This is a genomic window from Labrenzia sp. R5_0, assembly GCF_017743835.1.
GTDB lineage: Bacteria > Pseudomonadota > Alphaproteobacteria > Rhizobiales > Stappiaceae > Roseibium > Roseibium algicola.
This window is the reverse complement of record NZ_JAGHRK010000005.1, coordinates 63,662-85,908: the sequence shown is the minus strand read 5'-3', so window position 1 is coordinate 85,908 and position 22,247 is coordinate 63,662. Positions and strand designations below refer to the sequence as shown.

The 22,247-nt window shown below is 60.6% G+C and carries 23 protein-coding genes; 11 read left to right on the top strand and 12 right to left on the bottom strand.

The window, feature by feature from the left end; translation table 11 throughout:
- The 8 genes from J7447_RS23820 to J7447_RS23785 are packed head-to-tail and all read left to right on the top strand — an operon-like array spanning position 1 to position 6,048.
- Positions 1–990: an Lrp/AsnC family transcriptional regulator gene (locus J7447_RS23820; RefSeq protein WP_209171150.1), complete on the top strand. Its 990-nt coding sequence runs from the start codon at positions 1–3 to the stop codon at positions 988–990.
- Positions 987–1,442, top strand: coding sequence for an Lrp/AsnC family transcriptional regulator (locus J7447_RS23815; protein WP_055660806.1), 456 nt, complete (start codon positions 987–989; stop codon positions 1,440–1,442). Before J7447_RS23820 ends, J7447_RS23815 begins: the two co-directional genes overlap by 4 nt.
- Positions 1,439–1,927 carry an Lrp/AsnC family transcriptional regulator gene (locus J7447_RS23810; protein WP_055660808.1) on the top strand — a complete coding sequence of 163 codons (489 nt, stop codon included), beginning with the start codon at positions 1,439–1,441 and terminating at the stop codon, positions 1,925–1,927. The genes J7447_RS23815 and J7447_RS23810 overlap by 4 nt, the downstream gene beginning before the upstream one ends.
- Before the next feature lie 3 nt (positions 1,928–1,930).
- The gene (nirJ, locus tag J7447_RS23805; protein ID WP_209171149.1) at positions 1,931–3,151 is read left to right on the top strand and encodes a heme d1 biosynthesis radical SAM protein NirJ; all 1,221 of its coding nucleotides are present in this window, start codon (positions 1,931–1,933) and stop codon (positions 3,149–3,151) included.
- The gene (locus J7447_RS23800) at positions 3,126–4,673 is read left to right on the top strand and encodes a nitrite reductase (RefSeq protein ID WP_023001468.1); all 1,548 of its coding nucleotides are present in this window, start codon (positions 3,126–3,128) and stop codon (positions 4,671–4,673) included. The genes nirJ and J7447_RS23800 overlap by 26 nt, the downstream gene beginning before the upstream one ends.
- Positions 4,630–5,373 carry a CbiX/SirB N-terminal domain-containing protein gene (locus tag J7447_RS23795; protein ID WP_023001467.1) on the top strand — a complete coding sequence of 248 codons (744 nt, stop codon included), beginning with the start codon at positions 4,630–4,632 and terminating at the stop codon, positions 5,371–5,373. The genes J7447_RS23800 and J7447_RS23795 overlap by 44 nt, the downstream gene beginning before the upstream one ends.
- The gene (locus J7447_RS23790) at positions 5,370–5,621 is read left to right on the top strand and encodes a hypothetical protein (protein WP_023001466.1); all 252 of its coding nucleotides are present in this window, start codon (positions 5,370–5,372) and stop codon (positions 5,619–5,621) included. Before J7447_RS23795 ends, J7447_RS23790 begins: the two co-directional genes overlap by 4 nt.
- Positions 5,622–5,646: 25 nt before the next feature.
- Positions 5,647–6,048: a hypothetical protein gene (locus tag J7447_RS23785; protein WP_209171148.1), complete on the top strand. Its 402-nt coding sequence runs from the start codon at positions 5,647–5,649 to the stop codon at positions 6,046–6,048.
- Positions 6,049–6,060: 12 nt separating this feature from the next.
- Here the strand turns inward: J7447_RS23785 and J7447_RS23780 are convergent, their stop codons facing one another.
- The 8 genes from J7447_RS23780 to J7447_RS23745 form a co-directional block, all read right to left on the bottom strand.
- Positions 6,061–7,086: an FAD:protein FMN transferase gene (locus J7447_RS23780; RefSeq protein ID WP_209171147.1), complete on the bottom strand. Its 1,026-nt coding sequence runs from the start codon at positions 7,084–7,086 to the stop codon at positions 6,061–6,063.
- Complete coding sequence (locus J7447_RS23775) at positions 7,083–7,631, bottom strand: nitrous oxide reductase accessory protein NosL (RefSeq protein WP_209171146.1); 549 nt, start codon at positions 7,629–7,631, stop codon at positions 7,083–7,085. Before J7447_RS23775 ends, J7447_RS23780 begins: the two co-directional genes overlap by 4 nt.
- Positions 7,628–8,458 carry an ABC transporter permease subunit gene (locus tag J7447_RS23770; RefSeq protein ID WP_168687702.1) on the bottom strand — a complete coding sequence of 277 codons (831 nt, stop codon included), beginning with the start codon at positions 8,456–8,458 and terminating at the stop codon, positions 7,628–7,630. The genes J7447_RS23775 and J7447_RS23770 overlap by 4 nt, the downstream gene beginning before the upstream one ends.
- A 3-nt stretch (positions 8,459–8,461) precedes the next feature.
- Positions 8,462–9,382: an ABC transporter ATP-binding protein gene (locus J7447_RS23765; RefSeq protein WP_168687701.1), complete on the bottom strand. Its 921-nt coding sequence runs from the start codon at positions 9,380–9,382 to the stop codon at positions 8,462–8,464.
- A complete protein-coding gene (locus tag J7447_RS23760) occupies positions 9,379–10,662 on the bottom strand; it encodes a nitrous oxide reductase family maturation protein NosD (protein WP_209171145.1) in 1,284 nt (427 codons plus the stop codon). The genes J7447_RS23765 and J7447_RS23760 overlap by 4 nt, the downstream gene beginning before the upstream one ends.
- A 3-nt stretch (positions 10,663–10,665) precedes the next feature.
- Positions 10,666–12,576: a TAT-dependent nitrous-oxide reductase gene (gene nosZ, locus J7447_RS23755; protein ID WP_055660829.1), complete on the bottom strand. Its 1,911-nt coding sequence runs from the start codon at positions 12,574–12,576 to the stop codon at positions 10,666–10,668.
- 30 nt (positions 12,577–12,606) lie between these two features.
- Positions 12,607–14,820: a NosR/NirI family protein gene (locus J7447_RS23750; RefSeq protein ID WP_209171144.1), complete on the bottom strand. Its 2,214-nt coding sequence runs from the start codon at positions 14,818–14,820 to the stop codon at positions 12,607–12,609.
- A 155-nt stretch (positions 14,821–14,975) separates the two neighbouring features.
- Positions 14,976–16,193: an NnrS family protein gene (locus tag J7447_RS23745; protein ID WP_286189577.1), complete on the bottom strand. Its 1,218-nt coding sequence runs from the start codon at positions 16,191–16,193 to the stop codon at positions 14,976–14,978.
- Between the two features lie 139 nt (positions 16,194–16,332).
- Between J7447_RS23745 and J7447_RS23740 the strand changes: the two genes are divergently transcribed.
- On the top strand, positions 16,333–17,094 hold the full coding sequence (locus tag J7447_RS23740) for an NnrU family protein (RefSeq protein WP_286189519.1): 762 nt from the start codon (positions 16,333–16,335) through the stop codon (positions 17,092–17,094).
- A gap of 11 nt (positions 17,095–17,105) precedes the next feature.
- Here the strand turns inward: J7447_RS23740 and J7447_RS23735 are convergent, their stop codons facing one another.
- The 4 genes from J7447_RS23735 to J7447_RS23720 are packed head-to-tail and all read right to left on the bottom strand — an operon-like array spanning position 17,106 to position 19,944.
- Positions 17,106–17,492 (bottom strand): hypothetical protein, encoded by a 387-nt coding sequence (locus J7447_RS23735; protein WP_152507826.1) that lies wholly within the window; start codon positions 17,490–17,492, stop codon positions 17,106–17,108.
- On the bottom strand, positions 17,465–18,376 hold the full coding sequence (locus J7447_RS23730) for a U32 family peptidase (protein WP_209171142.1): 912 nt from the start codon (positions 18,374–18,376) through the stop codon (positions 17,465–17,467). The genes J7447_RS23735 and J7447_RS23730 overlap by 28 nt, the downstream gene beginning before the upstream one ends.
- A 3-nt stretch (positions 18,377–18,379) precedes the next feature.
- A complete protein-coding gene (locus J7447_RS23725) occupies positions 18,380–19,390 on the bottom strand; it encodes a peptidase U32 family protein (protein ID WP_286189518.1) in 1,011 nt (336 codons plus the stop codon).
- Positions 19,387–19,944, bottom strand: coding sequence for an SCP2 sterol-binding domain-containing protein (locus J7447_RS23720; protein ID WP_209171141.1), 558 nt, complete (start codon positions 19,942–19,944; stop codon positions 19,387–19,389). Before J7447_RS23720 ends, J7447_RS23725 begins: the two co-directional genes overlap by 4 nt.
- Before the next feature lie 149 nt (positions 19,945–20,093).
- Here J7447_RS23720 and J7447_RS23715 point away from each other — a divergent pair, with 149 nt between their 5' ends.
- A complete protein-coding gene (locus tag J7447_RS23715; protein WP_209171140.1) occupies positions 20,094–21,608 on the top strand; it encodes a UbiD family decarboxylase in 1,515 nt (504 codons plus the stop codon).
- Entirely contained in the window at positions 21,605–22,186 is a 582-nt protein-coding gene (locus J7447_RS23710) for a UbiX family flavin prenyltransferase (RefSeq protein WP_209171139.1), read from the top strand. Before J7447_RS23715 ends, J7447_RS23710 begins: the two co-directional genes overlap by 4 nt.
- Positions 22,187–22,247 lie beyond the last annotated feature (61 nt).

Here is a 22,247-nt window from a genome sequence, read left to right as displayed (position 1 = left end):
ATGACAAGCCTCATCGATCCCATTGACCTGACCCTGCTCGATAACTGGCAACGGGACTTCCCGTTGGTGCCGAGACCTTTCGAAATCATTGCAGCGGGGACGAACTGCTCCGAAGGTGACGTTATCGGGCGGCTGCAGGATATGGCTGCGACCGGCCGGATCACCCGCGTTGGTGCCACCTGTGCACCCAACACGGTTTCGGCAAGCACATTGGCGGCCATGTCGGTGCCACACGATCGCATCGAGGCCGTTGCCGGGATCGTCGGTGCTCAGCCGGGTATCAATCATTCCTATCTACGGGAAAATTACCGGAACCTCTGGTTCGTTGCCACCGGCCCGGACCGGGAGCATGTCAACGGGGTTCTGGACACCATTCGAGACCAGACGCAGCTTGCCGTACTGGATCTCCCGATCATCCGTCCGTTCAATATAGACCTAGGCTTCAGCTTGAACGGCGGCCTGGGCCGGCCACCAGTGCCCCGGCCGGTCCGGTTGGAGCGACTGCAGGAGGGAGACGATGACCTCCTGCAGGCTCTGACCACAGGACTACCGATCATACAGCGTCCCTACCTGCGTATCGCAGAACACCTCGGCCGAACGGAAGAGGACGTTCTGGAACGGATTGGAAGGTTGCTTGACGCCGGTATCATTTCCCGCTTCGGCGTGATTGTACGTCATCGCGCCCTTGGTTGGCGCGCGAACGCCATGGTTGTCTGGGATATCGAACCGGAAAGGATCGCCTCGGCGGGCCCGGCGCTTGCCGCGCATCCGGGGGTGACCCTGTGTTACGAACGCAGGCCCGTGGCAGGCGTGTGGCCCTATCGGCTTTACTGCATGATTCACGGCCGGAGCCGGTCGCAGGCACTGGATGTTCTCATTCAGGCATCGCGCCTGCCGGAAGTGGCGGGCGTCAGACACGACGTTCTCTTTTCCACCCGTTGCTTCAAGCAGACCGGGGCGCTGATCTCTCGTCAGGGAGTTGCGGCATGACCCGGAAACTGTCTCCTCTTGAGCGGACCTTGATCAATCGTCTGCAGGACGATCTGCCGCTGGTTTCGCATCCCTTTCAGGAATTGGCGCAGGAACTGGGCCTGAGTGAAGAAGAGGTTGCCGGGCACATCCGGACCTTGCGCGACGACGGCCTGCTGACACGGTTCGGACCCTTCTTCGATGCGGAAGCCCTTGGCGGTGCCTTTTGCCTTTGCGCCATCGCGGTACCGCCAGAGCGTTTCGAAGACGTCTTAACCAAAGTCAATGCCTACCCTGAAGTCGCCCATAACTATGAACGGGACCACAAGCTCAACATGTGGTTCGTCCTGGCAACGGAAAGTCAGGCCGCAATTTCGGCAACTGCCGAAGCAATCGAACGCGACACAGGCTTGCCGGTGCTGCTGTTTCCGAAGGAACGCGAGTTTTTCATAGGCTTTCGGGTGAACGCATGACCTTGACCCCACAGGACCGAACGATCGTCGAAGCCACACAGGCCGGATTGCCTCTGGTCACCAGACCCTTTGCCGTCGTTGCGGAAAGCCTGGGACTGAGCGAAGCGGAGCTGATCGACCGCCTGAAGCAGCTGAAGGCGCAAGGTGTCATCCGGCGTATCGGGGCCGCCCCAAATCATTACCGGCTCGGCATGACAGCCAACGGAATGACCGTCTGGGATGTCGATGACGCAGTGGTCGACAGTCTCGGCGAAAAGGTCGGCGCCCTGCCGTTCGTCACGCATTGTTACCGCCGTCCGCGGGCACTGCCCGACTGGCCTTACAACCTCTTTGCCATGGTTCATGGAGAAACCCGCGAGGAAGTTATTGCAAAGCGGGTGGAGATTTCCAGTCTGCTGGGCAAGGCCTGCCGTGCCGGCGACATCCTGTTTTCAACGCGCATCCTGAAAAAGACCGGTATGCGCCTACGCGGCAAGGAGGGCTGAACGATGTTCCGCCTCTCGGAATACATGCACCAGATCGTGGAGCCGACACCTGTCAGGACACGCCGCGGCACCGGTGCGGTCAAGCCGGTGGTGATCTGGAACCTGACCCGGCGCTGTAACCTGAAATGCCGGCATTGCTACACCGTGTCGGCGGACGTCGATTTTCCGGGCGAGTTGACCCACGACCAGGCCATGGCGACCCTGGAGGATCTTGGACACTTCGGCATTCCCGCCCTGATCCTGTCCGGGGGCGAACCGCTGGACCGGAAAGACCTCTTTGAGATTGCCGGGCGCGCCAGAAGCCTTGTGCGCATGCTGGCTCTGTCGACCAACGGCACCAGGCTGCACGGCGAGACTGCCGACAAGGTGGCCGAGATCGGTTTCGATTATGTGGGCATTTCCATTGACGGGATCGGGTCCACGAACGACTGGTTTCGTGGCATCGAGGGCGCTTTCCAATCTGCCCTGCGGGGCGTTCGCGAATGCAAGTCACGCGGCATCAAGGTCGGGCTGCGCTTCACCCTGACCGAGGGCAACCACGAAAGCCTGCCGGATCTTCTGCGTCTGTGCGACGATGAAGGTGTCGACAAGTTCTACCTGTCCCATCTCGTCTATGCCGGCAGGGGCGACAAGCACCGCGGCGAAGATGCCGAGCACAAGCGCTCCAGATGGGCAATGGACATTCTGATGGACCGCGCATGGCAAGGTGTCAGCGGTGGCCGGCCACTCGATATCGTAACCGGCAACAATGATGCCGACGCGGTTTACTTTCTGGAATGGGTACAGCGGATCTTTGGTCCGGAAACGGCAGCCCAAGTGCGCGGTCATCTTGCGGCCTGGGGAGGCAATTCCTCCGGTCTCGGTGTCGCCAACATCGACACCCTCGGCAACGTGCATCCGGATACCTACTGGTCCGACTACACCATCGGCAGCGTGAAATCCGTTCCGTTTTCCGAGCTCTGGACCGGTGAAGACCCCATGCTGGCCCGGCTCAGAACAAGGCCAAGACCGCTCAAGGGGCGCTGCGGTGCCTGTGCCTTCAAGGACGTGTGCGGCGGCAATACCCGTATCCGCGCACTGCAACTGACTGGCGACCCCTGGGCCGAAGACCCTGCCTGTTATCTCAATGACGACGAAATCGGGCTTGCCGGCCCTGGCGGCGAGCGCCTGGCCGTGACCCCGTTCCGAGGAAAACGCCATGATCCGGCTCACCGCTTCGCTTAGCGCACTCCTTCTGATGACCTCGCTTTCGGTTGCAGGCCCCGCGCAGGACTATGCAGACAACTGCCAGGACTGCCATGGAGCAGGCCGTCTTGGTGGTGTCGGACCGGCACTGATCCCGGAGACCCTCGGCCGCATGCGCGGACCGGATCTTGATGCTGTCATTCGAGACGGCCGCAAGGCGACGCAGATGCCGGCGTTCGCCGATATTCTAGGTGCCGATCAGATCGAGGCCCTGGCCGCTTTCCTGAAGGAACCACTGAGTGACGTTCCGGACTGGACCGAAACGGATATTGCCGCCAGCCAGGTAATCAACGAGGACTATCAGCCGGTCGAAAAACCGGTCTGGCAGTCCGATCCGATGAACATCACCCTTGTCGTCGAAACTGGTGATCATCACGTGAGTGTTCTTGACGGCGATACCTTCGAGACACTCGACAGGTTCGCAACGCCGTTTGCGGTCCATGGCGGGCCGAAATTCTCGCCGGACGGGCGCTATGTCTTCATCATGTCGCGCGACGGCTGGGTCCAGAAATACGATCTCTACGCGCTTCAGGAAGTCGGCCGGGTGCGGGCAGGGCTCAACAGCCGCAACATTGCCATGAGCCATGACGGCAAGTGGCTGGCGGTTGCCAACTATCTGCCGATGACGCTGACGATCCTGTCGACCGAGGACCTTTCGGTCGCAACCGTGATGGATGTGACGGCCAAGGACGGTACGGCCAGTCGCGTTTCGGCGGTCTATCAGGCTCCCAACCGCAAGAGCTTCATCCTTGCCTTGAAGGATGCTCCGGAAATCTGGGAAGTTGCAACCGATCCGGAGGCGGACCCGGTCTACGAAGGCTTCGTGCACAGCCGGGAAAAAGGCATGGTCGAAGCGTTGCCTTCGTCCGTCGGTCTCTTCGCCCGCCGCCGGATCCTGACGGCAGAACCGCTTGACGATTTCTTTTTCGATGATGACTACCGGCATCTCGTCGGAGCGTCGCGCGACGGCGCGCGCGGTGTCGTGGTCAACCTGAATGTCGGACGTGAAATCGCTGAACTGCCGCTGGAAGGCATGCCGCATCTCGGGTCCGGTATCAGCTGGGAGCGCGATGGCCGCAGGGTCATGGCGACCCCGCACCTGAAAGAAGGCAAGCTGTCGGTCATCGACACCGAAACCTGGAAGCAGATCGCGACGATCAAGACCGACGGTCCCGGCTTCTTCCTGCGCAGTCACGAGAACACGCCCTATTTCTGGGCCGATGTCTTCTTCGGTCCGAACAAGGACGAAATTCATGTGATCGACAAGGAAAGCCTGGAAATCGTCAAGACCTTGAAGCCCGTCGAAGGCGCGACGGTTGCCCATGTCGAATTCACGAAAGATGGCCGCTATGCCCTTGTCTCCGTCTGGGAGGACGACGGTGCGGTGATTGTCTACGACGCCAGCACGCTGGAAGAGATCCGGCGCCTGCCCATGCGAAAACCTTCGGGGAAGTACAATGTCTGGAACAAGATCACCTTTTCGGAAGGAACGAGCCATTGAGGCGATCCTCGTCTCGCACGGCCAGCCGTCGCACCCGCAGGCAGGTGAAGCGTATTTGCGCGCACTTGCGCAGCAGGTCCGCGAATTCCTGCCCGGCTGGTCCATCCGCTCGGCCACGCTGGCCGCGCCTGGCGCTCTTGATCGGGCCCTGGGCCTTGCCGGGCCTGAACCGCTTGTTTTTCCGGTTTTCATGGCCGAAGGCTGGTTCACGCAGACCGCTCTGACAGGCAGGCTGAAAGGGACGGGCGCCCGGCAGCTGCCTGCCCTTGGTATTCATCCCGAGTTGCCACGGTTGACGGCGCATTTTCTGGAAATGACGGCTGAAAGAACTCACTGGAATGCGTCCGGCTACGAACTGCTGCTGGCAGCCCATGGGTCGGCTACCTGCCGGTCGACCGCGCAAAGCACCGTCCGCTTTGCCGCTGGTCTTGCCGAATGGTTGCCGGAAAGACCGATCCGGCTGGGCTTCCTGGAAGAAGCACCCTTCCTGGAACAAACGGCTACAAGTTGCGGCATGAGAACGGTCTTGTTGCCCCTGTTTGCCGGAAACGGGCACCATGTGACCCAGGACATTCCGGAAGCTCTCGACAAGGCCGGGTTCGAGGGACTGCGCCTTGCTCCGCTGATCGAGGCGCCTTTCGTACCCAAACTCATTGCCTGCGCGCTGGAGAGCGCCAATCGGAAGGAACTGGCGGCGTGACCCGGATCGAAACCGGCTGGCCGGTGCGCAAACTTGCGATCGTGCTTTACCCGTTCACGGCCGCTGCCGTTGCCATCAATCTCTTCATGCTCAGCCTGATGGGGCAGGCCATCGGCTTGCCGGCCCTGTCGCCGATCGTGTCGATCTGGATCAGCTTGCCACTCGGCATCCCGGCGACATGGCTTGCAGCAAAGTGGGTGCGGCGACTGATGGACGAAGCAGATGGAAAACTGCCACCGGCAGATTGACACCCTCGTAAACGGGAAACAGACCATGTTGATACAAAGGGACCTGCGTCGAGGAACTGGCCTGCGCATGGCTGGTGCCGCCGCCGCTGTTTTCGGTGTCATGACAGTCGTGAGCGGTGGAACGGTTCTCTTTGGTGGCGATCAGCTATCCAGACTGGCTGGCAACGTCGTCTCGTTTGTCCTGTGGTTCAATTTCCTGGCGGGCTTTGCATATGTAATGACCGGCATCGGGCTCTTGTTCGCCAGAGGGTGGGCTCGCTGGATGTCCATCGCGATTCTGATCGGGACGGCGATCGTCCTATGTGCATTCCTTGTGTATGTGTCCCAGGGCGGGCCTCATGAAACGCGCACTCTCGTGGCATTGATCTTCAGAACGGGCTTCTGGGCGATCGTTACCTCGACCGCCCTGCGCGCCGTAATCCGCTGACAGACGCTTTCCTCAAGCCCTCAGCCACCCTGTCGAACCATCGCGGCGCACCACGAAGGCGCTGGTTGCCGTAAAGTCGGTAAGGGCTTTGCCAAGGCGGTTCTCTTCAAGTACCAATGCAGCCGTGGACAGGCCATCGGCAAGAGCTGCGGCCGGAGCTATGACGCTGGCGCCATCTACTGCACCCGCAACCGGCAGGCCGGTTCGCGGATCGATGATGTGGGAGCGCCGGCCGGCCTGATCGAATGTTGTTCCGAGCCGCGCGGAACTGGCGACTGCGGCGTTCGTCAATCTGATCCTGGTCTTCGCCTCTGCGCTTTCGGCCACTGGCTGCAAGGTCACTGGCCAGCCACGGTGAGCGCCTACGTCGAGAGCAGGTTCTTCATCCGGCCCGCCTCTGGTGGCGATCTCACCGAGATCGACCACCATGTTCGTGCATCCCTTCGCGGCTAGCAGGGCCGTCACCCTGTCCGTGATGTAGCCTTGGGCAATGCCGTTGAAGGACATGGACATGCCTTTTTGCGCAAAGCGGATCTCGCCCGGGCCATAAACGACGTGTCTGAAGCCTGTGCGGCTTCGTGCAGTTGCAAGATCTTCTCCGGTGTCGCCGGACGCCTGCCTGGCGTAATAGGCCCACAAAGGTTGAATGGTCGTGTCGAAGGCTCCTTCAGTCGCGGCGTGTATCCTGTCGCACAGGCCGAGCAGATCGACCATTTCCAGAGAAGGCGCCGAAAGCCGTCCGTTGGCATTCAGCCGGACCAGCTCGCTGTCCGGTTGGTAGAGACTGAAGATCGCTTCCAGCCTGCGGATTTCCGCTTCCACCCTGGTGAACAGGCGTTTCGCTTCGCTTGCGCTTTCATGCAGGATATCGATCTCGGCCCCAGCCCCGAGCGCAATGCCGCGCCAGCGGTACAATTGGGCCTGTGCACCTGCCATTGCTCCGCTTGCGGGCAATGCAAGGCCAGCAACACCGGCGGCGCAGATCCGCAGGAAACGCCTGCGGTTCATGGGTGGTTGATTGATGGTTGCATGTGTCATTGCGCAGCCCCGTGTTTTACAGACATGGGGACCGAGGTGGCAGCGGACACATCGACGGCTCCCAGAACGTAGTCGGTCGGGATGTCTTCGGCGCGGACGACGCGGCCCATGTTGTCCCGCGCGAACGCATCCGCTCCGGCCTGCGTGCCAAAGGGAATTGCTTCCGGGGCGCCCATGCCGCCTGCCACGTTGCTGCCGATGACGAACCAGGCCCCATCCAGATCGATCCAGTTGTCGGTACCGGGCTGGGTCCAGCTTTCTGCCTGCTCCATGTCATTGACATAAACGGCAGCAATATCCTTCGGCTCTTCGGGAGAACGCAGGAAGGCAACTGCATCGCGGACTTGTGTGAACCAGAGCGGATTGGGATTTCCTGCCAGATGGATCTGCGCCTTGGGGCCGTCATGTTCCAGAACGGTCATCTGGCAGTAGTGACCAGCCGCCTCCGGTGTCAGATGCACGGCATCGGGTTTGGCAATCTGAACCTCTTCCTGGCAGGCAGCCAGGACCCCGAGCATGAATATCGAAATGAGCGCGCGTTTCATGGCGCAATCCTTTTTATCAGAAGAGCGGAGCCGGCCATGGCCAGGCCGGCAAATACGGCCAGGGAGCCAAGGGCGAGCAAGGGGTCGAAGGGCAGCGTGTCTGCCACCCCGGCCATGCCGCCCACCAGATCGCTTGCGCCGAGGGCGGCCAGGTTGAACAGGCGGAAGGCGTCGGCCGGGTTGAGCAGGATGGCGTAGGGGAAAACGTCGGACGCAAAGACACCGCTTGGGTTTGCGACCAGCGCGCCAAGCAGCGCAAGGTCATACAGGACGACCAACATTAGCCACACGGCAACTGAAGCCGCCGCCGCAGTGCGCGACTGGCGTGTCAGTGAACTCAGAACGTAGCCCGTGGCGAGAAAGCAGACGCCGAGCAGGATCGAGGTTGCGATCAGACGCGCAAAATCCGCAAGGCCCGAGAGGGAGCCGAAGCCCGCTGCCACAAGCAGTCCGGCGGTCAGGCCGTAGCCGACAACCAGTGCGAACGCCAGAACCAGCGTGTGGCCGACGGCCTTGCCGATCAGAAATTCGACACGGGAGATCGGGCAGGACAGCGTCATCAGCAGTGTGCCACGCTCGATCTCGCCGCAGATGGCATCGAATGCGAGCAGCAGGGCGATGAGCGGCACGAGATAGACCGACAGACTGGCCAGAGAGGCAACGGTAATGGTCAGGCGGTCGACGCCGAGCGTTCCGGCTGGTGCCGAGCCGAGCAGGGCGAGCGCCAGCGAGAACACGGCGAGGATCATCGCTGCAAGCAGGATCCACCTGTTGCGGATACCAATTCGGATTTCTTGTCCTGCTACGGTGAGGATTCTGGAGAACATGGTTCAGGCCTCCTTGCCAGCAGTGCTGGAAAAATACCGGTAGACGTCGTCGAGGCTTGGCGCGTGCACATCGACATCCTCAACCAGGTTGCCGAGTGCGCTGATTGCCGAAAGGGCTTTCACCTTGTCGTCCGCGTTGCAGTTGAACTCGACCGAACGTCCGTTCATCTGCCCTCCGCCGAGGCTTTCGGAGACATGAGCAAGGTCTTCGGGCCTGGTCCAAACCTTCAGCCTGATCGGCAGCCCGGCCTGGGCACGCAGGCGGCTCAACACATCGTCGGCAACGAGCCGGCCTTTCGACAGGATCAGGATCCGGTCTGTCCGGGCCTCCAGCTCGGTGAGGGCGTGAGACGACAACAGCACCGTCGTTCCCTGACCAGCGATTTCACCAATCAGTTCATAGACCGTCTGCCGGGAAATGGGGTCAAGTCCGGTGGTGGGCTCATCCAGCAGGATCAGCCGAGGTCTCCCGACAAGAGCCTGGGCGAGACCAAGGCGTTGACGCATGCCCTTGGAATAGGTGCCGACCCGCCGTTTTGCAGCCTCCGCCAGGCCAACCCTTTCGAGCAGCGGCAAGGCCCTGGCCGGGCTTTCGCCTTTCAGTCTCGCGTAGAAGGTCAGTACTTCCTTGCCGGTGAGCGAGGCGGGAAAGGCGACCGATTCCGGCAGATAGGCCGTGCCGACACGGGCATCGTGACTGCCGGGGGCAGCTCCCATGACGGCGACGTCTCCATGGTCGCGCTTCAGAAACCCGAGCACGATCTTGAACAGTGTGGTCTTGCCGGCGCCGTTGTGCCCGAGCATGGCAACCCGTTCACCTGCGTTCAGCGAAAAAGACACGTCATCGACGGCCTTGTGCCCGGAAAAGGTCTTGCAGACGCCGTCCACGCGGAGGGTCGGTGCAGAAAGGGACGTTTCGGTCATCCTTGAACTCCCGAATTCGGTGTCGCCCGCACCGGCGGATGCATCAGTGGAGCGTTGTCGACGATGCCGCCTGGCAGCAGCGCCGGAAATTGAGATTGGGTCCACCGCAGCAGCTGAACAGCCGGACTGCCGACCAGAAGCTTGGCGGAAGGTTGGGTCCAGAGGACCTGGTCGACCATGTCGTTGGGCCGGTAGGCGGTGTCGGCAATGCCGTCGCCGTTCATGTCGAAGGCCGGGTGGTCGCTCCAGTAGTTGCCGCGCCCGTCCGTGCTCCAGTCAAGCTGGCGGCTGCCGACGTATTTCACCTGGGTCTTGTTGGCGATGAAGGCATTGCCCTTGAAGGCGTTATTTGCAGACCCTGCGGTGAAGTGAACACCGATGGGGCAGCCTTCGAAGCTGTTGTCTGTCACCGTGTTCTTGTTGGCGTTGTACATGAACAGGCACTTCTCGCCGCCGCCTTCAACCTGGTTGCCGGAAATCTCGGCGTGATTGGCGTAGTTGAGCATGAGGCCGTGATTGCGGTCGCCGATCGAGACGTTGTTGCGTACCTTCAGCCGGTCGGAAAACATCAGCGCGTAGCCGATGTCGTTGCCTTCAGAAACGTTGTTCTCGATGACACCGTTGTTGCCGTGCATGTAATGAACGGCAAAACGCAGGTCTTCGAACCGGTTGTTGCGGAAGGTGTCCTTGGGACTGGTGTTGACGAAGATGCCGTCGCGGCCGTAGCGGATCGTGTTGTATTCCGCCAGAAGATCAGGCGCGTTCCAGACGTAGATGCCGTTGCCGCGCTCGTTCATGCGCAGGTCCTGACGGCCTTCGATGAGATTGTTCGAAACTGTTGCGTTGCGCGCACCATGAACATCGACACCTGTCAGGTTGTCGAGGATCCGGTTGTCACGCACGATGGCGCGATGCGCGGTCTTGGACAGCTTGACGCCTGCATCCAGCGTTTCCTGCGAGAGGCCGGACCCGGTCAGTTCCAACCCTTCCACGACACTGTCCGGTGCGTTGATGGTGACAACGCTACCTGTGCCGTTGCCGGCAATGCCAGCCTTGCCCGCTCCACTCAGCGTCAAGGGTTTGTCGAGAACCACGGGGCCCTCATGCTTGCCGGGTGCAAGCCGGAGAATGTCCCCGGCCTGCGCTTGTTGAAGAACCTGCTGCAAGGCGCCCTTTTCGGCTGGTACCTGCCATTCTTCCGCCTGTAGCGGACCGCAGACGGTCAGGCTCGCCACAGCAGCGGTGGAAAGGGCCAGTGATCTGAAAAAGGCGCGGTGCATGGCTCAGGCGTTCCTCGGTTCCACGAACATCCGGCCGCGCATTTCCATGTGCAGCGCATGGCAGAACCACTGGCAATAGTACCAATGGACGCCCGGGCGTTCGGCAACAAAGGTGACCGACGCGGTCGCCTGCGGACCAACTTCCATGGCGATGCCATAGTTGGACAGGCAGAAGCCATGGGTCAGGTCATCGATATCATCGATGTTGGTGACGTAGATGGTGACTTCGTCGCCCTGCTTTACCGTGAACTTCTCGAGGCTGAATGTCGGCGCGACCGAGTGCATGTAGACACGCACCTTGTTGCCGTCGCGGATGACATCCGCGGCATATTCCAGCTCGACACCGTCGGCGGCAGCCTGTTTCTTGGCATCGTCAAACCAGGGATGGTTGCGATCCCAGACAGTTGCCGGATTCAGCTTCGACGCATGCACGATGATGCTGTCATGCGGCTCGGCGAACGTCGGCCCGTCGTGAACCACCTTCATGTCGTCGGTGGAAATGTCGATGAGCTGTTCGTTCTCCGGTTTCAGCGGACCGACGTTCAGGAACCGGTCCTTGGAGAACTTGTTCATCGAGATCAGCCATTTGCCGTCCGCTTCCGCGGTTTCACCCATGGACGTGGAGTTGTGGCCCGGCTGATAATGCACATCGACCTTCGAGATGATCGGATCGACTTCTTCGCCCGCATAGGCGCGGATGGCCTTGTCGACGTTCCATTTCACGATCTGGCTGTCGAGGAACAGGGTGGTGAACGCATTGCCCTTGCCGTCGAAAGCCGTGTGGAGCGGGCCAAGGCCGAGCTGAGGTTCGGCGACAACAGCCGAGCGTGGATCGGCATTGTCAGAGAAGAGCGCGTCGACCTTGGTCACGTCGATCACCGTGCAGGTGGGCGACAGCTTGCCGTTGATGACGATGTGCTTCTTGTCCGGTGCCGCGTTGCAGCCGTGCGGGCTGTTCGGAACCGGGATATAGCGGGTGAACTGGGAATTGGCTTCCTTGCGGCCATCGACGATCGGCACACCGTTGAGTTCCCGGTAGTTGCCCGCAGCGACGGCTTCCTCGATCGCCTTGATGTTGAAGACGACGCAATGGTCCAGTTCGCTCTCGGTCATTTCGGCAAGGTTCATGCCCATTTCCGAGTTGTAGCTGGTCGAAAAGGCGTATTTGCCCTGGTAGTCGGCGTCGCAGTTATCGAGGTTGCCCGATACGATCACCTGCCAGGCGACCTTCATCTCGTCACCGTCGATGGCGGTGAACAGGCAGGAATACTGGGACGGATCGTCCAGGATCTTGCCGTCGTTGACCAGCGGGGCTTCATGCTCGCCATTGGCAAAGACATAGCCCGTGCGCGGATATTTCTGCGGCCGCATGCCGTGGATGTCGTGTGCGTTCGGGATCTCGATGATCTTGTCGCACTTCATCGTGGTGCAATCGATGCGGGCCACGCGCGTGTTCGCCTTGTCGTTGGCGAAGATGTAACGACCGTCATAGGTGCCGTCGGTGAAGGACATATGCGGATGGTGCAGGTCGCCGTTGTCATAGGTGACCTTGCCCTGCGCCGCGAGATAGGCCTTGGTTTCCGGCAGCAGACCTTCCGTCAGGATCTTGAGGGACTCGTTGGTCTGACCCCAGCCGGTTGCCGAGCAACGGTTGAACACCGGAACACGCATCAGTTCGCGCATGGACGGGAAACCGAGAATGCGCAACTCGCCGCTTTGGCCGGACGACCAGAAGCCGTAATATTCGTCGAGTTCACCCGGTGCGAGTTCGAACTTCTGTCCGTCTCCCTGCGCATATGCAAGGTCTGCACCGCTGAGGGCGACTGCGCCCATACCGGCGACGATGGCGGTCTTGGCTGATCCGCCCAACAGATCCCGGCGGGATACGCCGCGCTGTTCTTGAGTGTCCTTCATGGCTGATCTCCTTAGGTTGCCTTTTGAAGGTTATTTGGCCGGCACCGGCGTTTCTGCCTTGGCTTTTGTGTCCGGCTTGACGAGACCGGTCTGCACCTCGAACCGCCGTCTTTTCGCGAGCTTCTTGATGCAAACGGGACATTTCTGGTCGTGCTGATACAGAACCTGGCAGTGCAGGCAGTTCAGGCACTCGTTGGGATTGATGTGGCCTTCGGGATGGATGGCCTGGACCATGCACTCCTTGGCGCAGCGGTTGCAGGGGTTGCCGCACTCGCGGTACCGCTTCAGCCAGTCGAACATCCGCAGCCGTGCCGGGATCGCGAGGGCCGCGCCGAGCGGGCACAGATACCGGCAGTAGAACCGCTCGATGAACAGGCCGGCTGCCAGCAGGGCCACCGCGAACAGGACGAAGGGCCAGGCGCGCTGGAACTTCAGGATGATGGCCGTCTTGAAGGGTTCGACCTCGGCATAGTGTTCGGCCACATCGAGTGAATAGAGCGACAGTCCGAACAGACCCAGGAAGATGATGTATTTCACCGGCCACAGGCGCTCATGCAGACCCCACGGCACTTCGATCTGCGGGATACGGCACAGCTTGGCGATACGGTTGGTCAGCTCCTGCAGGGCGCCGAAGGGGCACAGCCAGCCGCAATAGGCGCCGCGTCCCCAGAACAGAAGGGCAGCAGCCACGGAGAACCACAGCAGGAACACCAGCGGATCCATCAGGAAGGCGTCCCAGCTGAAGTCGCTCGTGAGGGCGGAGAAGAAGGCCAGCACGTTGACCACTGACAGCTGGGCGTTTTCCATCCAGCCGAGCCAGACCAGCGTGAAGGTGAGGAAGCCGATGCGGAACCAGAAGGTGAAACGCTCGTTGCGGGTTACCTGCATCTGGAAGAAGAACACCAGCGTGAGCACGGCGATGGCAGCGCCAAGGATCAGAACGTCCGTCTTGCGGTCATTCCAGATCCGTTTCCAGAGGGCCTGGACACCTGTGTCCTTTTCCGCGGCGGCTGCACTGGATTGACCTGAAGCTGCGACAGGCGCTGCGGCTGGTGCAACGGTCTTCAGATAGATTTCTGGCAGCCGGTAGCCGAGGTCGAACGTCAGGAACACCTTTTCGATCGGCCCGACCGGGCGCTGCACGAGCAGCTGCAGCCGGAATTCCTTGGCAGGATCGAAACCTGAGTCCGCCGGAATGATGAAGAGGTCCATTTCGGAAAAGGCCGGGGCACCTTCCGCGGCGATCGTGCCGACGCGGTTGTGCTGGCGATCATGGAAACGAACCGAGATATCGTCCTGGATGAGCTGGATCCGGTCGAAGATCCCACCCCGCACATAACCCGACCCCTTGAAGGAATAGCGCCCCCGGCCGGCCACAAGAATGGCGTGGTCGCCGTCGTCAAGCCGTGCCATCAGGTTGGCATATTCCGCTTCGCCCAACAGCGACAGGCCGATTGAAGGTACATCTGCAAGAGCGAGATAGAGGTCGATGAAGGTGTCGGTTTCCGGGCCTTTTTCAGGCCGTTTGACCGCACGTTTGTCACCCTGGCTCACAAAGGATTCGTTGATCTGCGCGACATCCAGGGAGAGGCGCCGTACCGAGCCATCACCGGTCAACGTCATCCAGTCACTGATGTCTTTCTTGCCGGTATCGACTTCCCTTTGCGGGCCACTCTCCGCAACTTCGGAAGCAAGACCACCCAGACCCAGGGTCCGTGCAACCTTCAGGCCCGAACGGATGATGGAATCGTCGATGACCATGATGGTCACGGTCGCGCCGGATATGATGTCGAGATCGTGTGCCGAGCCACCACTGGCAGCTTCCGACTTCAGGTCGAGACCTGCATATCCTTCCGTGACCGCACGGATTTTCTTGTCCGGAATTCCGATCAGGACAATCGGTTCGGAGTGTTTGACCAGTCGGACACCCGTGATGACGGCGTCCTTGTCGACCCCGACAAGAGTGTGGATCGGTTTGCCGGAATAGCCCGTTGTGGAGACGAAATCCGAAGTCAGGTAAACCCAGCCGAGCGTGTCTTTGCCTTTCAGGGCAGGCACGACCGGAACATCGTTCTTCAGCGGGCCGAAAGTTTCGGCCCCCGGCACGAGTTCGCCCGGCGCTACCTTGTCGAGGTAATGCTGGACCAGCGCTTCATCTGCCTTGACCGGTGCGATTCCCACCAGACCCAGGGCAACAGCGATGCTCAGGAAGGCGAACAGAAAAATGTGACGGGGATGACCCACGAGACGCGCTCCAAGAAGTCGTGTGTTTTCTCTTGGGGCTAGTTGTCGGCCTTCATGGCCTGGAACTTCTTGACGATAGTCAAGCGTGTCGAAATTGATTTTTCAGGAGATGAAAAAAAGGCGCTCACCTGTGGCGAGCGCCTTGATAAATATTGTTATTTTCGTATTCGAGGCGTCGTCAGGATCGGGAAATAGACTCCGACATACAAAGCGAAGGCCACGATCCACAAACTGCCCGACAGCAGCATGGTTTCGAAGTAGCCGAGGGCGCTGAGCCCGAAACTTCGCACTAGCGCGGCGGCGATCAGAAGCACATAGGCGAGCACGATCGGCCTCGACACTTTCAACGGCAAACCCGCGTGACCGAGCGAGGCGCGCGTCATCATTGCAAGTGTCATGCTGCCGATTGCTCCGGCAGCAAGCAAATGCAGGGCAGCCGTTTCGGAGTATTCGCCGGTTAGTAAAGTCACACCGTAAACCAGATACCCCGACCCAAGCAGCAGATAGGCGGCATGCAGGATCCAGAGGATCGGTTCCCTTCGCGCCGCCCAGCCTTGCCAGCCGGCAAGACGTAACAGTGTGACCAGCCCGGCCGCCAGGCAAAGCCCACCACGCAACACCTCAGGCACAAACGGCAGGAATGCGAGGGCAGCCAGCAGCACAAGCAGGATACCTGCCCGGTCCAGCCAGACACGCGACGCGGGCAGGGACCCTTGATAGCCCGCCCGAAGCAGGGCGTTGCGCGTGAACGCCGGCACGACCCGGCCACCGATAATCGCGATCATGGCCGTGCTGGTAAAAATCCCCATTCGAACACCGGCCTGGGCGGTGTCGTCGGTCCAGCCGATCCACTCCAGATGCATCATCAGATTGCCGGTGAGGAGAGCCGTCAGCAGGGCCAGAAACACCATGTTGCGGGCCTGGGATTTGCGAGCAAGGCGCCCGAGTACAGCGGTGGAGAGGACCGGGACAAAGGCAAGGTCTACCGCGGCAACGATCACCGGGTCGATGCTGTTGGAAAACCAGATGGCGATCCGTCCCGCAAGCCAGACCGTGCCACTGGCAATGACAAACAGCGAACCGGCTTCCTTCGTTCCGGTCCAGTTGGGCACCGCTGTCACGAAGAACCCTGCAATAACGGCAGCGGTGTAGCCGAAAACCATTTCATGCGCGTGCCAGAGGTGCGGTGCCATGGCCATGGGTGTGGAGATAAAGGTGCCTCCGGCGGCGTGCACACCGAGCCAGACTGTCCAGGCGAGCATGGCAAATACCGAAAAAATGCCTGCGGACAGGAAAAAGAACCTGAACCCGGCGGTCAACACTGTCGGGATCCGGGTAGGGTTGCCCAATGCCCCAAAACGATGAGTTGCCATCATGAGCTTGCCTTTCAGGGTGTTTCTGCCGGCAGACCGGCAAATGCAGCTGAAGATGAAACAGGCCGAAGGGCCCTTGGCTCATGATCCCAAGACGGGTCTGCAAGTGTCTTGACCATCGTCAAGTCGGATTGGATTCATGACTATAAGAGTCATGTATATCGACGGAGCTGCGAGGTTCCGGAAACGTGTTCCTGAAGAGAGCGCCCCTGCCATGCTCAGCCTCAACTGGCTCAATTTTATCGCGGCCTTCCTGGTCTTCTTCGCCTCCCACATGGTTCTGGTCAGGCCGCCGCTTCGTCCGCTTCTGGTCGCCTTCCTCTCACCGCGCGGGTTTTCACTCTGCTATTCGCTGCTTTCACTGGGGATCCTGTGGTGGCTGATTGTGGCAGCCCGTGATGCGCCATACGTTGCGCTTTGGCCCTGGGAGCCCTGGCAGACCTATGTACCCGTATTGATGATGCTGCCCGTCTGTCTGATCCTCGCCTTCGGGATCGGTGCACCAAACCCGTTCTCCTTCGGCGGGCGGCACAACAACCGGTTCGATCCCGAGCGTCCAGGCATCGTCGGCCTGACCCGTCACCCGATCCTGGTGGCTGCGTTTCTGTGGTCAGTGGCGCATGTTGTTCCGAACGGAGATCTGGCACACGTCATCCTGTTTGGAACGTTTGCGGTTTTCTCTCTGGCGGGCATGAAACTGATTGATCGGCGCAAACAAAGGGAAATGGGCAATACCTGGAATTGCCTGCTAGCCGACATGAAGCATTCGTCTAGATTGGTGCCGGTCAACTGGCAAGCAATCCTGATCAGGGCAACGGCAGGGCTTGTGCTCTACATTGTCCTGGCAGTCGCGCACCCCTTGTTTGCAGGTGTCGATCCCGTGGCAACGCTGATGCCGTAAGGCAGCGGTCTTCAGGTCTTGCCGGAAATTCTGGCCAGTTCCGTCAGCCGCCGGGCACACCGATCCGCCATATCTGCCAGAAACTTGAGGCTTTCGGCATGATCGAGCATTTCCTGCGGTGACAGCGGCTTGCGGCTGAGGAGCGCCAGATCGCTCAGGAAGGATATGCCGGACGCCATCTGGGCATACTCGGTCTCGATATTGCTGGTCAGGTCCCTCTGCAGCTTGAGGGTTCTCCAGGTTTCTATGGCGACGATCGTCCGGTCCAGTTGTTCCTTGCACGTACAGGGCATGTCCAGGCGTTGCAGTTCACGGTGGATCTGCTCGATGACATCCGGAAACGGTTCGCTTCGCGCTTCGGTGCCCGGTCTCAGGCCGGGAGTGTTGCTGTCTTCCATCCTGCATCTCCTGCGAGATAGGCGTTGCAGACAGGGCCGGGCAGGCCTTGGCCTGCGAGCTCTGCATTCAAGTCTTCACATGTCAGCTCGCCATCCAGAAAACGCCTGAATGTGCCGGCGACCTTCACCATGTCCAGCGAATGAGGAGACAGGCGTAGCCGGCGGATACCCGTTGCCAGCAATTGTCCGCTGGTTACGCCCGCAACATGAACGGCATCCGACAGGGTCTGAATTCCGTTTGCCGCCAGGAACCTGCGATCGTCCAGTGTGGCGATGTTCATTCCGTCCGGGTCGCGATCACAGACAAACTGACAGGCATCCTTGCGCAGCCCATGTGCCCTTGCATGGTAACAACGGGACGAGAGTGCGAGCGGAAGCCTGCCGAACGCAAAGAGTTCAATGTCCACCTCCGGCACGAGCGCGGCGATTTTCTGGATCGAAACAAGAGGCAGTTCGACCGGAGGACACCAGGCCGTGGCTCCTCTGTCGGCAAGCAGTCTGAGGCTGGCTTCGTTGTAGACATTCAGAAACGGGCCTGCCGTGAATTCCTGGCCAGCGCGGCCCGGGACCATCGACAGATCGTTGATCTCGATCGGCATGTCATAACCGGCCTGCTGGCGCAGGATCTCCCGTTCCCGTTTGTTGACGGGTTGCGCAAGCCCGGACAGGACCACCTGTTTACCGGCCTTGGTCAGCATCTCCATGATGTCCGGCCAGATTGCATCGGTGAACGGCATGCGCTTGCCGCACACGACTTCACCCAGATACACGCGGTCGATGTCCGCTTCCTCGGCGATGCCGCGGTAGAAGTCGACAAGCCGCTCTGCAGACCAGTTGAAGAAACAGGGCCCGAGCGCAAGTTCAATTTTCGGATGGTCCGGCATCTTTTATCGCCATGTTTTCTTGTAGGAGCCTGCGGTCTGACGGCCGCCTTCCGAAAAGGCTTTCAAGGCGCCGATGGCCGGGCCGGGGTCGCCGCCGTCTGAAAGACTGTCGACAGCCTTTCTGAACGCGCCGACGACGCCCGCGATATAGGCCTTGCCGCGTTGGCGACCTTCGATTTTCAGCGCTGTGACACCCGCCTTGGAAAGGTCTCCGAGAAGCTCGAAGGCATTGAGGGAAACCGGGTCCTCGAACAGGTAGCCGGTCTTGCCTTCCACGGTGAACTGGCCCTTGCAGAGCGTCGGATAACCGGCTGCCTGGCCTTGCTCGAAACTGTCGATTGTGAACCCGCCGAGCCGGGCCTGAAGTTTGCCGTCGGCGTCTTCGGTGTAGTCGACATGTTCCGGCGGCGAACACACGCCGGTCAGGTTCGGCGACTTGCCCGTGGCGTAGGAGGAAAGCGAGCATCTGCCCTCCGTCATCACGCAGAGCCCGCCGAAAACGAAGACCTCGGTTTCGACATTGATTTCCTTGTTCAGACTTGCGATTTCAGGCACCGACAGCACCCTGGGCAGGACGACGCGCTTCACCCCGAAAGTGTCCGTATAGAACCGGATCGCCTCGGGCGTGTTGGCGGCCGCCTGCACGGACAGATGAAGCCTCAGTTCAGGATGGTTGCTTGCCGCATGATCGAGAACGGCAAGATCTGCGGCAATGACGGCGTCGGCCCTGCATTGCGCAGCCGTATCGACAGCCTCTCGCCACAGACCGACATCTCCGGCCCGGGCAAACGTGTTGATCGCGACCAGCACTCTGGACCCCTTGCGGTGGGCAAAGGCAACGCCCTCCGCCAGCTCTTCCGGCGAGAAGTTCAGCCCGGGAAAGTTGCGCGCGTTGGTCTCGTTTGCAAGGCCGCAATAGATCGCGTCGGCCCCAGCTTCCGCTGCTGCGCGTAACGCGGCAGGCGTTCCTGCCGGGCAAACCAGTTCCATCGCCTTTGCTTCAGGCGATTTCATGAGAGTTTCTGCCGGGAACAGTCAGCCTGGGCGGATTTTTGCGCAAAGGCACGAACCTGGCCCAGCAGCTTGTCGCTGATGGTGTTGACCCAGTCGGCCGATTGTCCGCTCAGGCCGAAGAATTCGCCCGGGGTGAGATCTGCCTCTTCCAGCGTGTTGCGCAAGGCCAACACGTGCTCTGTCCTGCCTTCGATACGAAGATCACGGCTGAAGAACAGGGCGTCGCCATCATAGGTGCCGTCCAGCAGCCCCAGCAGCACCAGAAAGGGAGCGCGCACGATCGCCCTGGCATCGCCAATCCGGCTCTTGTCACAGATCCGGACCCTGGAGTTGTCGGGGTCCAGTGACAGAAGAAAGGCGTGGGGCAAATCGTCCGGAACGATCGCGATCGGCACCTGGACAACGTCGCCGAGCCTGCGGATCAGATCCGGCCGGCGTGCGACGAGGCGTTTCGTGAGGGTCGACAACAGCGCTTCCATTGGAGGTTTCGGCAGGGGCGAAACAAGGGAGGAAACGAGTTGTGGCAGGCTTTCCGAAGAGGGGTGTGTTTGCATCCGGATCTCACTTTCTGTGAGCGGAGCCTAGACCGGCATCGCCCCTTGCCAACTTGACAATTATCAAGGCGGGCATCGGTCGTTCTGCCGATATCGCCGGACACTCTGAGCAGCGTGTTGCCACACGCGCATGTCTTGCTGGAATCACGATGCAAAAGACCGGTCGCGACCTGCCTCCCTTTCCCAACTTGCGGAAATTCATGGATTTTCTGGGTCGTGAAGACGATCTGAAGACCCTGAGCACCCCCGTGGATGTTCATCTTGAAGCGACCGCGTTGCATCAGAAGGTGATCGGGAGTGCCGGTCCCGCGGTCCTCGTTTCCAATCCAGTCCGGGCAGACCGGGGCGGTTTTGCCGCACCCCTTTTGATCAATCTCTTCGGCACCTCGAAGCGCGTTGCGAACGGATTGGGTCTTCACCCCGAAAACCTGCCCGACCTCGGACAGTTTCTGGCCTGCTTGCGCAGTCCGCAGCCGCCCGCTTCCTGGCGGGAGGCTGGAACCCTGATCCCTATGGCAAAGGCAGGGCTCAATTCAAGGCCGAAGATGACTGGCGTTCCCAAGGATCTTCACCGGGTTGAGCCGGATCTCTCGCAGCTTCCGGTCCAGACCTGCTGGCCGGGCGATGCGGGGCCGCTGATCACCTGGGGAATGGTCGTTACCCGTCGTCCCGGCAAGGACGACCCCAGGAGCTATAATCTCGGCATCTACCGGATCCAGGTGCTGGACAAGGACAGGGCAATCCTGCGTTGGCTGCCGTTTCGCGGAGGTGCCCAGCATTACCGCCAGTGGCAGCAGTCAGGCGAGGCAATGCCTGTTGCCGTGGTTATCGGCTGTGATCCGGCAACCTTGCTGGCGTCTGTTATCCCGGCTCCGGCAAACGTGAGTGAACTGGCGCTGGCCGGCATCTTCAACGGCACGCCATCAAGGCTTGCTCCCTGCGATACGATCGATCTTCATGTCCCGGCGAGTTCCGAGATTGTCCTGGAAGGAGAGGTCCAGCCGGGAGAGACGGCGCTGGAAGGACCTTTCGGCGATCACACAGGTTACTACAACGAAGCCGCCGATTATCCTGTGTTCCGGCTGAAGGCCATGAAGATGCGCCGGGACTGCGTCTATCTGTCGACCTTCACCGGCAGGGCGCCCGACGAACCCTCTGTTATCGGCGAGGCCATGACGGGTCTCTTCCGCCCGCTGCTGCAACAGGCAATTCCGGAAATTATCGATGTCCATCTGCCTCCTGCGACCTGCTCCTACAGAGTGGCGATCCTTCAGATGGCCAAGACCTATCCCGGTCAGGCACGGAGGGCGATGATGGGCTTCTGGTCACTCTTGCCGCAGTTCTCGATGACCAAATACGTGATCGTTGTCGATCAGGACATCGACATCCGGAACTGGGACGATGTCATGTGGGCTGTCGCAACACGGTCCGACCCGGAGCGCGACCTGCTCGTCCTGACCGGAACACCGGTCGATCAACTGGACTTTGCCAGTCCGCGCGAGGGACTGGGGGGCAAGCTCGGCATTGATGCGACGATCAAGATTGGCGCAGAGACGGCACGTACGTTTGCGGAGAAACTGACCATGCCGGCGGAGATGGAAACGCGCGCTGACAGCCTCTTCGCGCAGCTGTGCCTAACACCTGCGGCCGAGGTGCGCCCATGAGCCGGCGCAAACGACTTGGAATCGGCATTTCAGGGGCATCGGGTGCGGCAATTGCACTTGAAATTCTGCGGTTGTGCAAGGCACTCAGGCTCGACACCTTCACCACGGTGAGCGCTGCGGCGGAACGGACGATACAGCTTGAGTTGGGCGATGCGGCCCGCGGGGAAATCCAAGATCTCGCGACGCAGGAATATGCCGCTTCGGATATCGCCGCACCCATATCCAGCGGATCCTTTCAGATGGATGCCATGATCGTCGCGCCTTGTTCCATGCGCAGCCTCGCAGCCATCGCCTACGGCACGGGGGAGGGACTGCTGGCGCGCGCTGCAGATGTCACTCTGAAGGAACGCAGGCCACTTGTCCTGCTGGCTCGTGAAGCCCCGCTCCACGAAGGGCACCTGGAGGCAATGCTCAAGGTTACCCGCATGGGTGCGATCGTCGCACCGCCGGTGCCTCCGTTTTATCTGGGCCTTTCAACGATAGAGGAAATGACCCGGCAGATTGCTGCCCGCGCGCTCGCAACGGCGGGGATCGATCCGGGAGACAGCCTGCGGCGATGGACTGGTGAACCAGCCTGAAATTAGATCTCCGGCAGCCCTGCGTCGGTCGATCTGTGATCTTTCGCCGCGACCGGGCCCC

Coding starts and splice junctions, on each gene's coding strand:
- J7447_RS23820 (WP_209171150.1), top strand. CDS start 1: ATGACAAGCCTCATCGATCCCATTGACCTGACCCTGCTCGATAACTGG.
- J7447_RS23815 (WP_055660806.1), top strand. CDS start 987: ATGACCCGGAAACTGTCTCCTCTTGAGCGGACCTTGATCAATCGTCTG.
- J7447_RS23810 (WP_055660808.1), top strand. CDS start 1,439: ATGACCTTGACCCCACAGGACCGAACGATCGTCGAAGCCACACAGGCC.
- nirJ (WP_209171149.1), top strand. CDS start 1,931: ATGTTCCGCCTCTCGGAATACATGCACCAGATCGTGGAGCCGACACCT.
- J7447_RS23800 (WP_023001468.1), top strand. CDS start 3,126: ATGATCCGGCTCACCGCTTCGCTTAGCGCACTCCTTCTGATGACCTCG.
- J7447_RS23795 (WP_023001467.1), top strand. CDS start 4,630: ATGTCTGGAACAAGATCACCTTTTCGGAAGGAACGAGCCATTGAGGCG.
- J7447_RS23785 (WP_209171148.1), top strand. CDS start 5,647: ATGTTGATACAAAGGGACCTGCGTCGAGGAACTGGCCTGCGCATGGCT.
- J7447_RS23780 (WP_209171147.1), bottom strand. CDS start 7,086: ATGACACATGCAACCATCAATCAACCACCCATGAACCGCAGGCGTTTC.
- J7447_RS23775 (WP_209171146.1), bottom strand. CDS start 7,631: ATGAAACGCGCGCTCATTTCGATATTCATGCTCGGGGTCCTGGCTGCC.
- J7447_RS23770 (WP_168687702.1), bottom strand. CDS start 8,458: ATGTTCTCCAGAATCCTCACCGTAGCAGGACAAGAAATCCGAATTGGT.
- J7447_RS23765 (WP_168687701.1), bottom strand. CDS start 9,382: ATGACCGAAACGTCCCTTTCTGCACCGACCCTCCGCGTGGACGGCGTC.
- J7447_RS23760 (WP_209171145.1), bottom strand. CDS start 10,662: ATGCACCGCGCCTTTTTCAGATCACTGGCCCTTTCCACCGCTGCTGTG.
- nosZ (WP_055660829.1), bottom strand. CDS start 12,576: ATGAAGGACACTCAAGAACAGCGCGGCGTATCCCGCCGGGATCTGTTG.
- J7447_RS23745 (WP_286189577.1), bottom strand. CDS start 16,193: ATGGCAACTCATCGTTTTGGGGCATTGGGCAACCCTACCCGGATCCCG.
- J7447_RS23740 (WP_286189519.1), top strand. CDS start 16,333: ATGACTATAAGAGTCATGTATATCGACGGAGCTGCGAGGTTCCGGAAA.
- J7447_RS23735 (WP_152507826.1), bottom strand. CDS start 17,492: ATGGAAGACAGCAACACTCCCGGCCTGAGACCGGGCACCGAAGCGCGA.
- J7447_RS23730 (WP_209171142.1), bottom strand. CDS start 18,376: ATGCCGGACCATCCGAAAATTGAACTTGCGCTCGGGCCCTGTTTCTTC.
- J7447_RS23725 (WP_286189518.1), bottom strand. CDS start 19,390: ATGAAATCGCCTGAAGCAAAGGCGATGGAACTGGTTTGCCCGGCAGGA.
- J7447_RS23720 (WP_209171141.1), bottom strand. CDS start 19,944: ATGCAAACACACCCCTCTTCGGAAAGCCTGCCACAACTCGTTTCCTCC.
- J7447_RS23715 (WP_209171140.1), top strand. CDS start 20,094: ATGCAAAAGACCGGTCGCGACCTGCCTCCCTTTCCCAACTTGCGGAAA.
- J7447_RS23710 (WP_209171139.1), top strand. CDS start 21,605: ATGAGCCGGCGCAAACGACTTGGAATCGGCATTTCAGGGGCATCGGGT.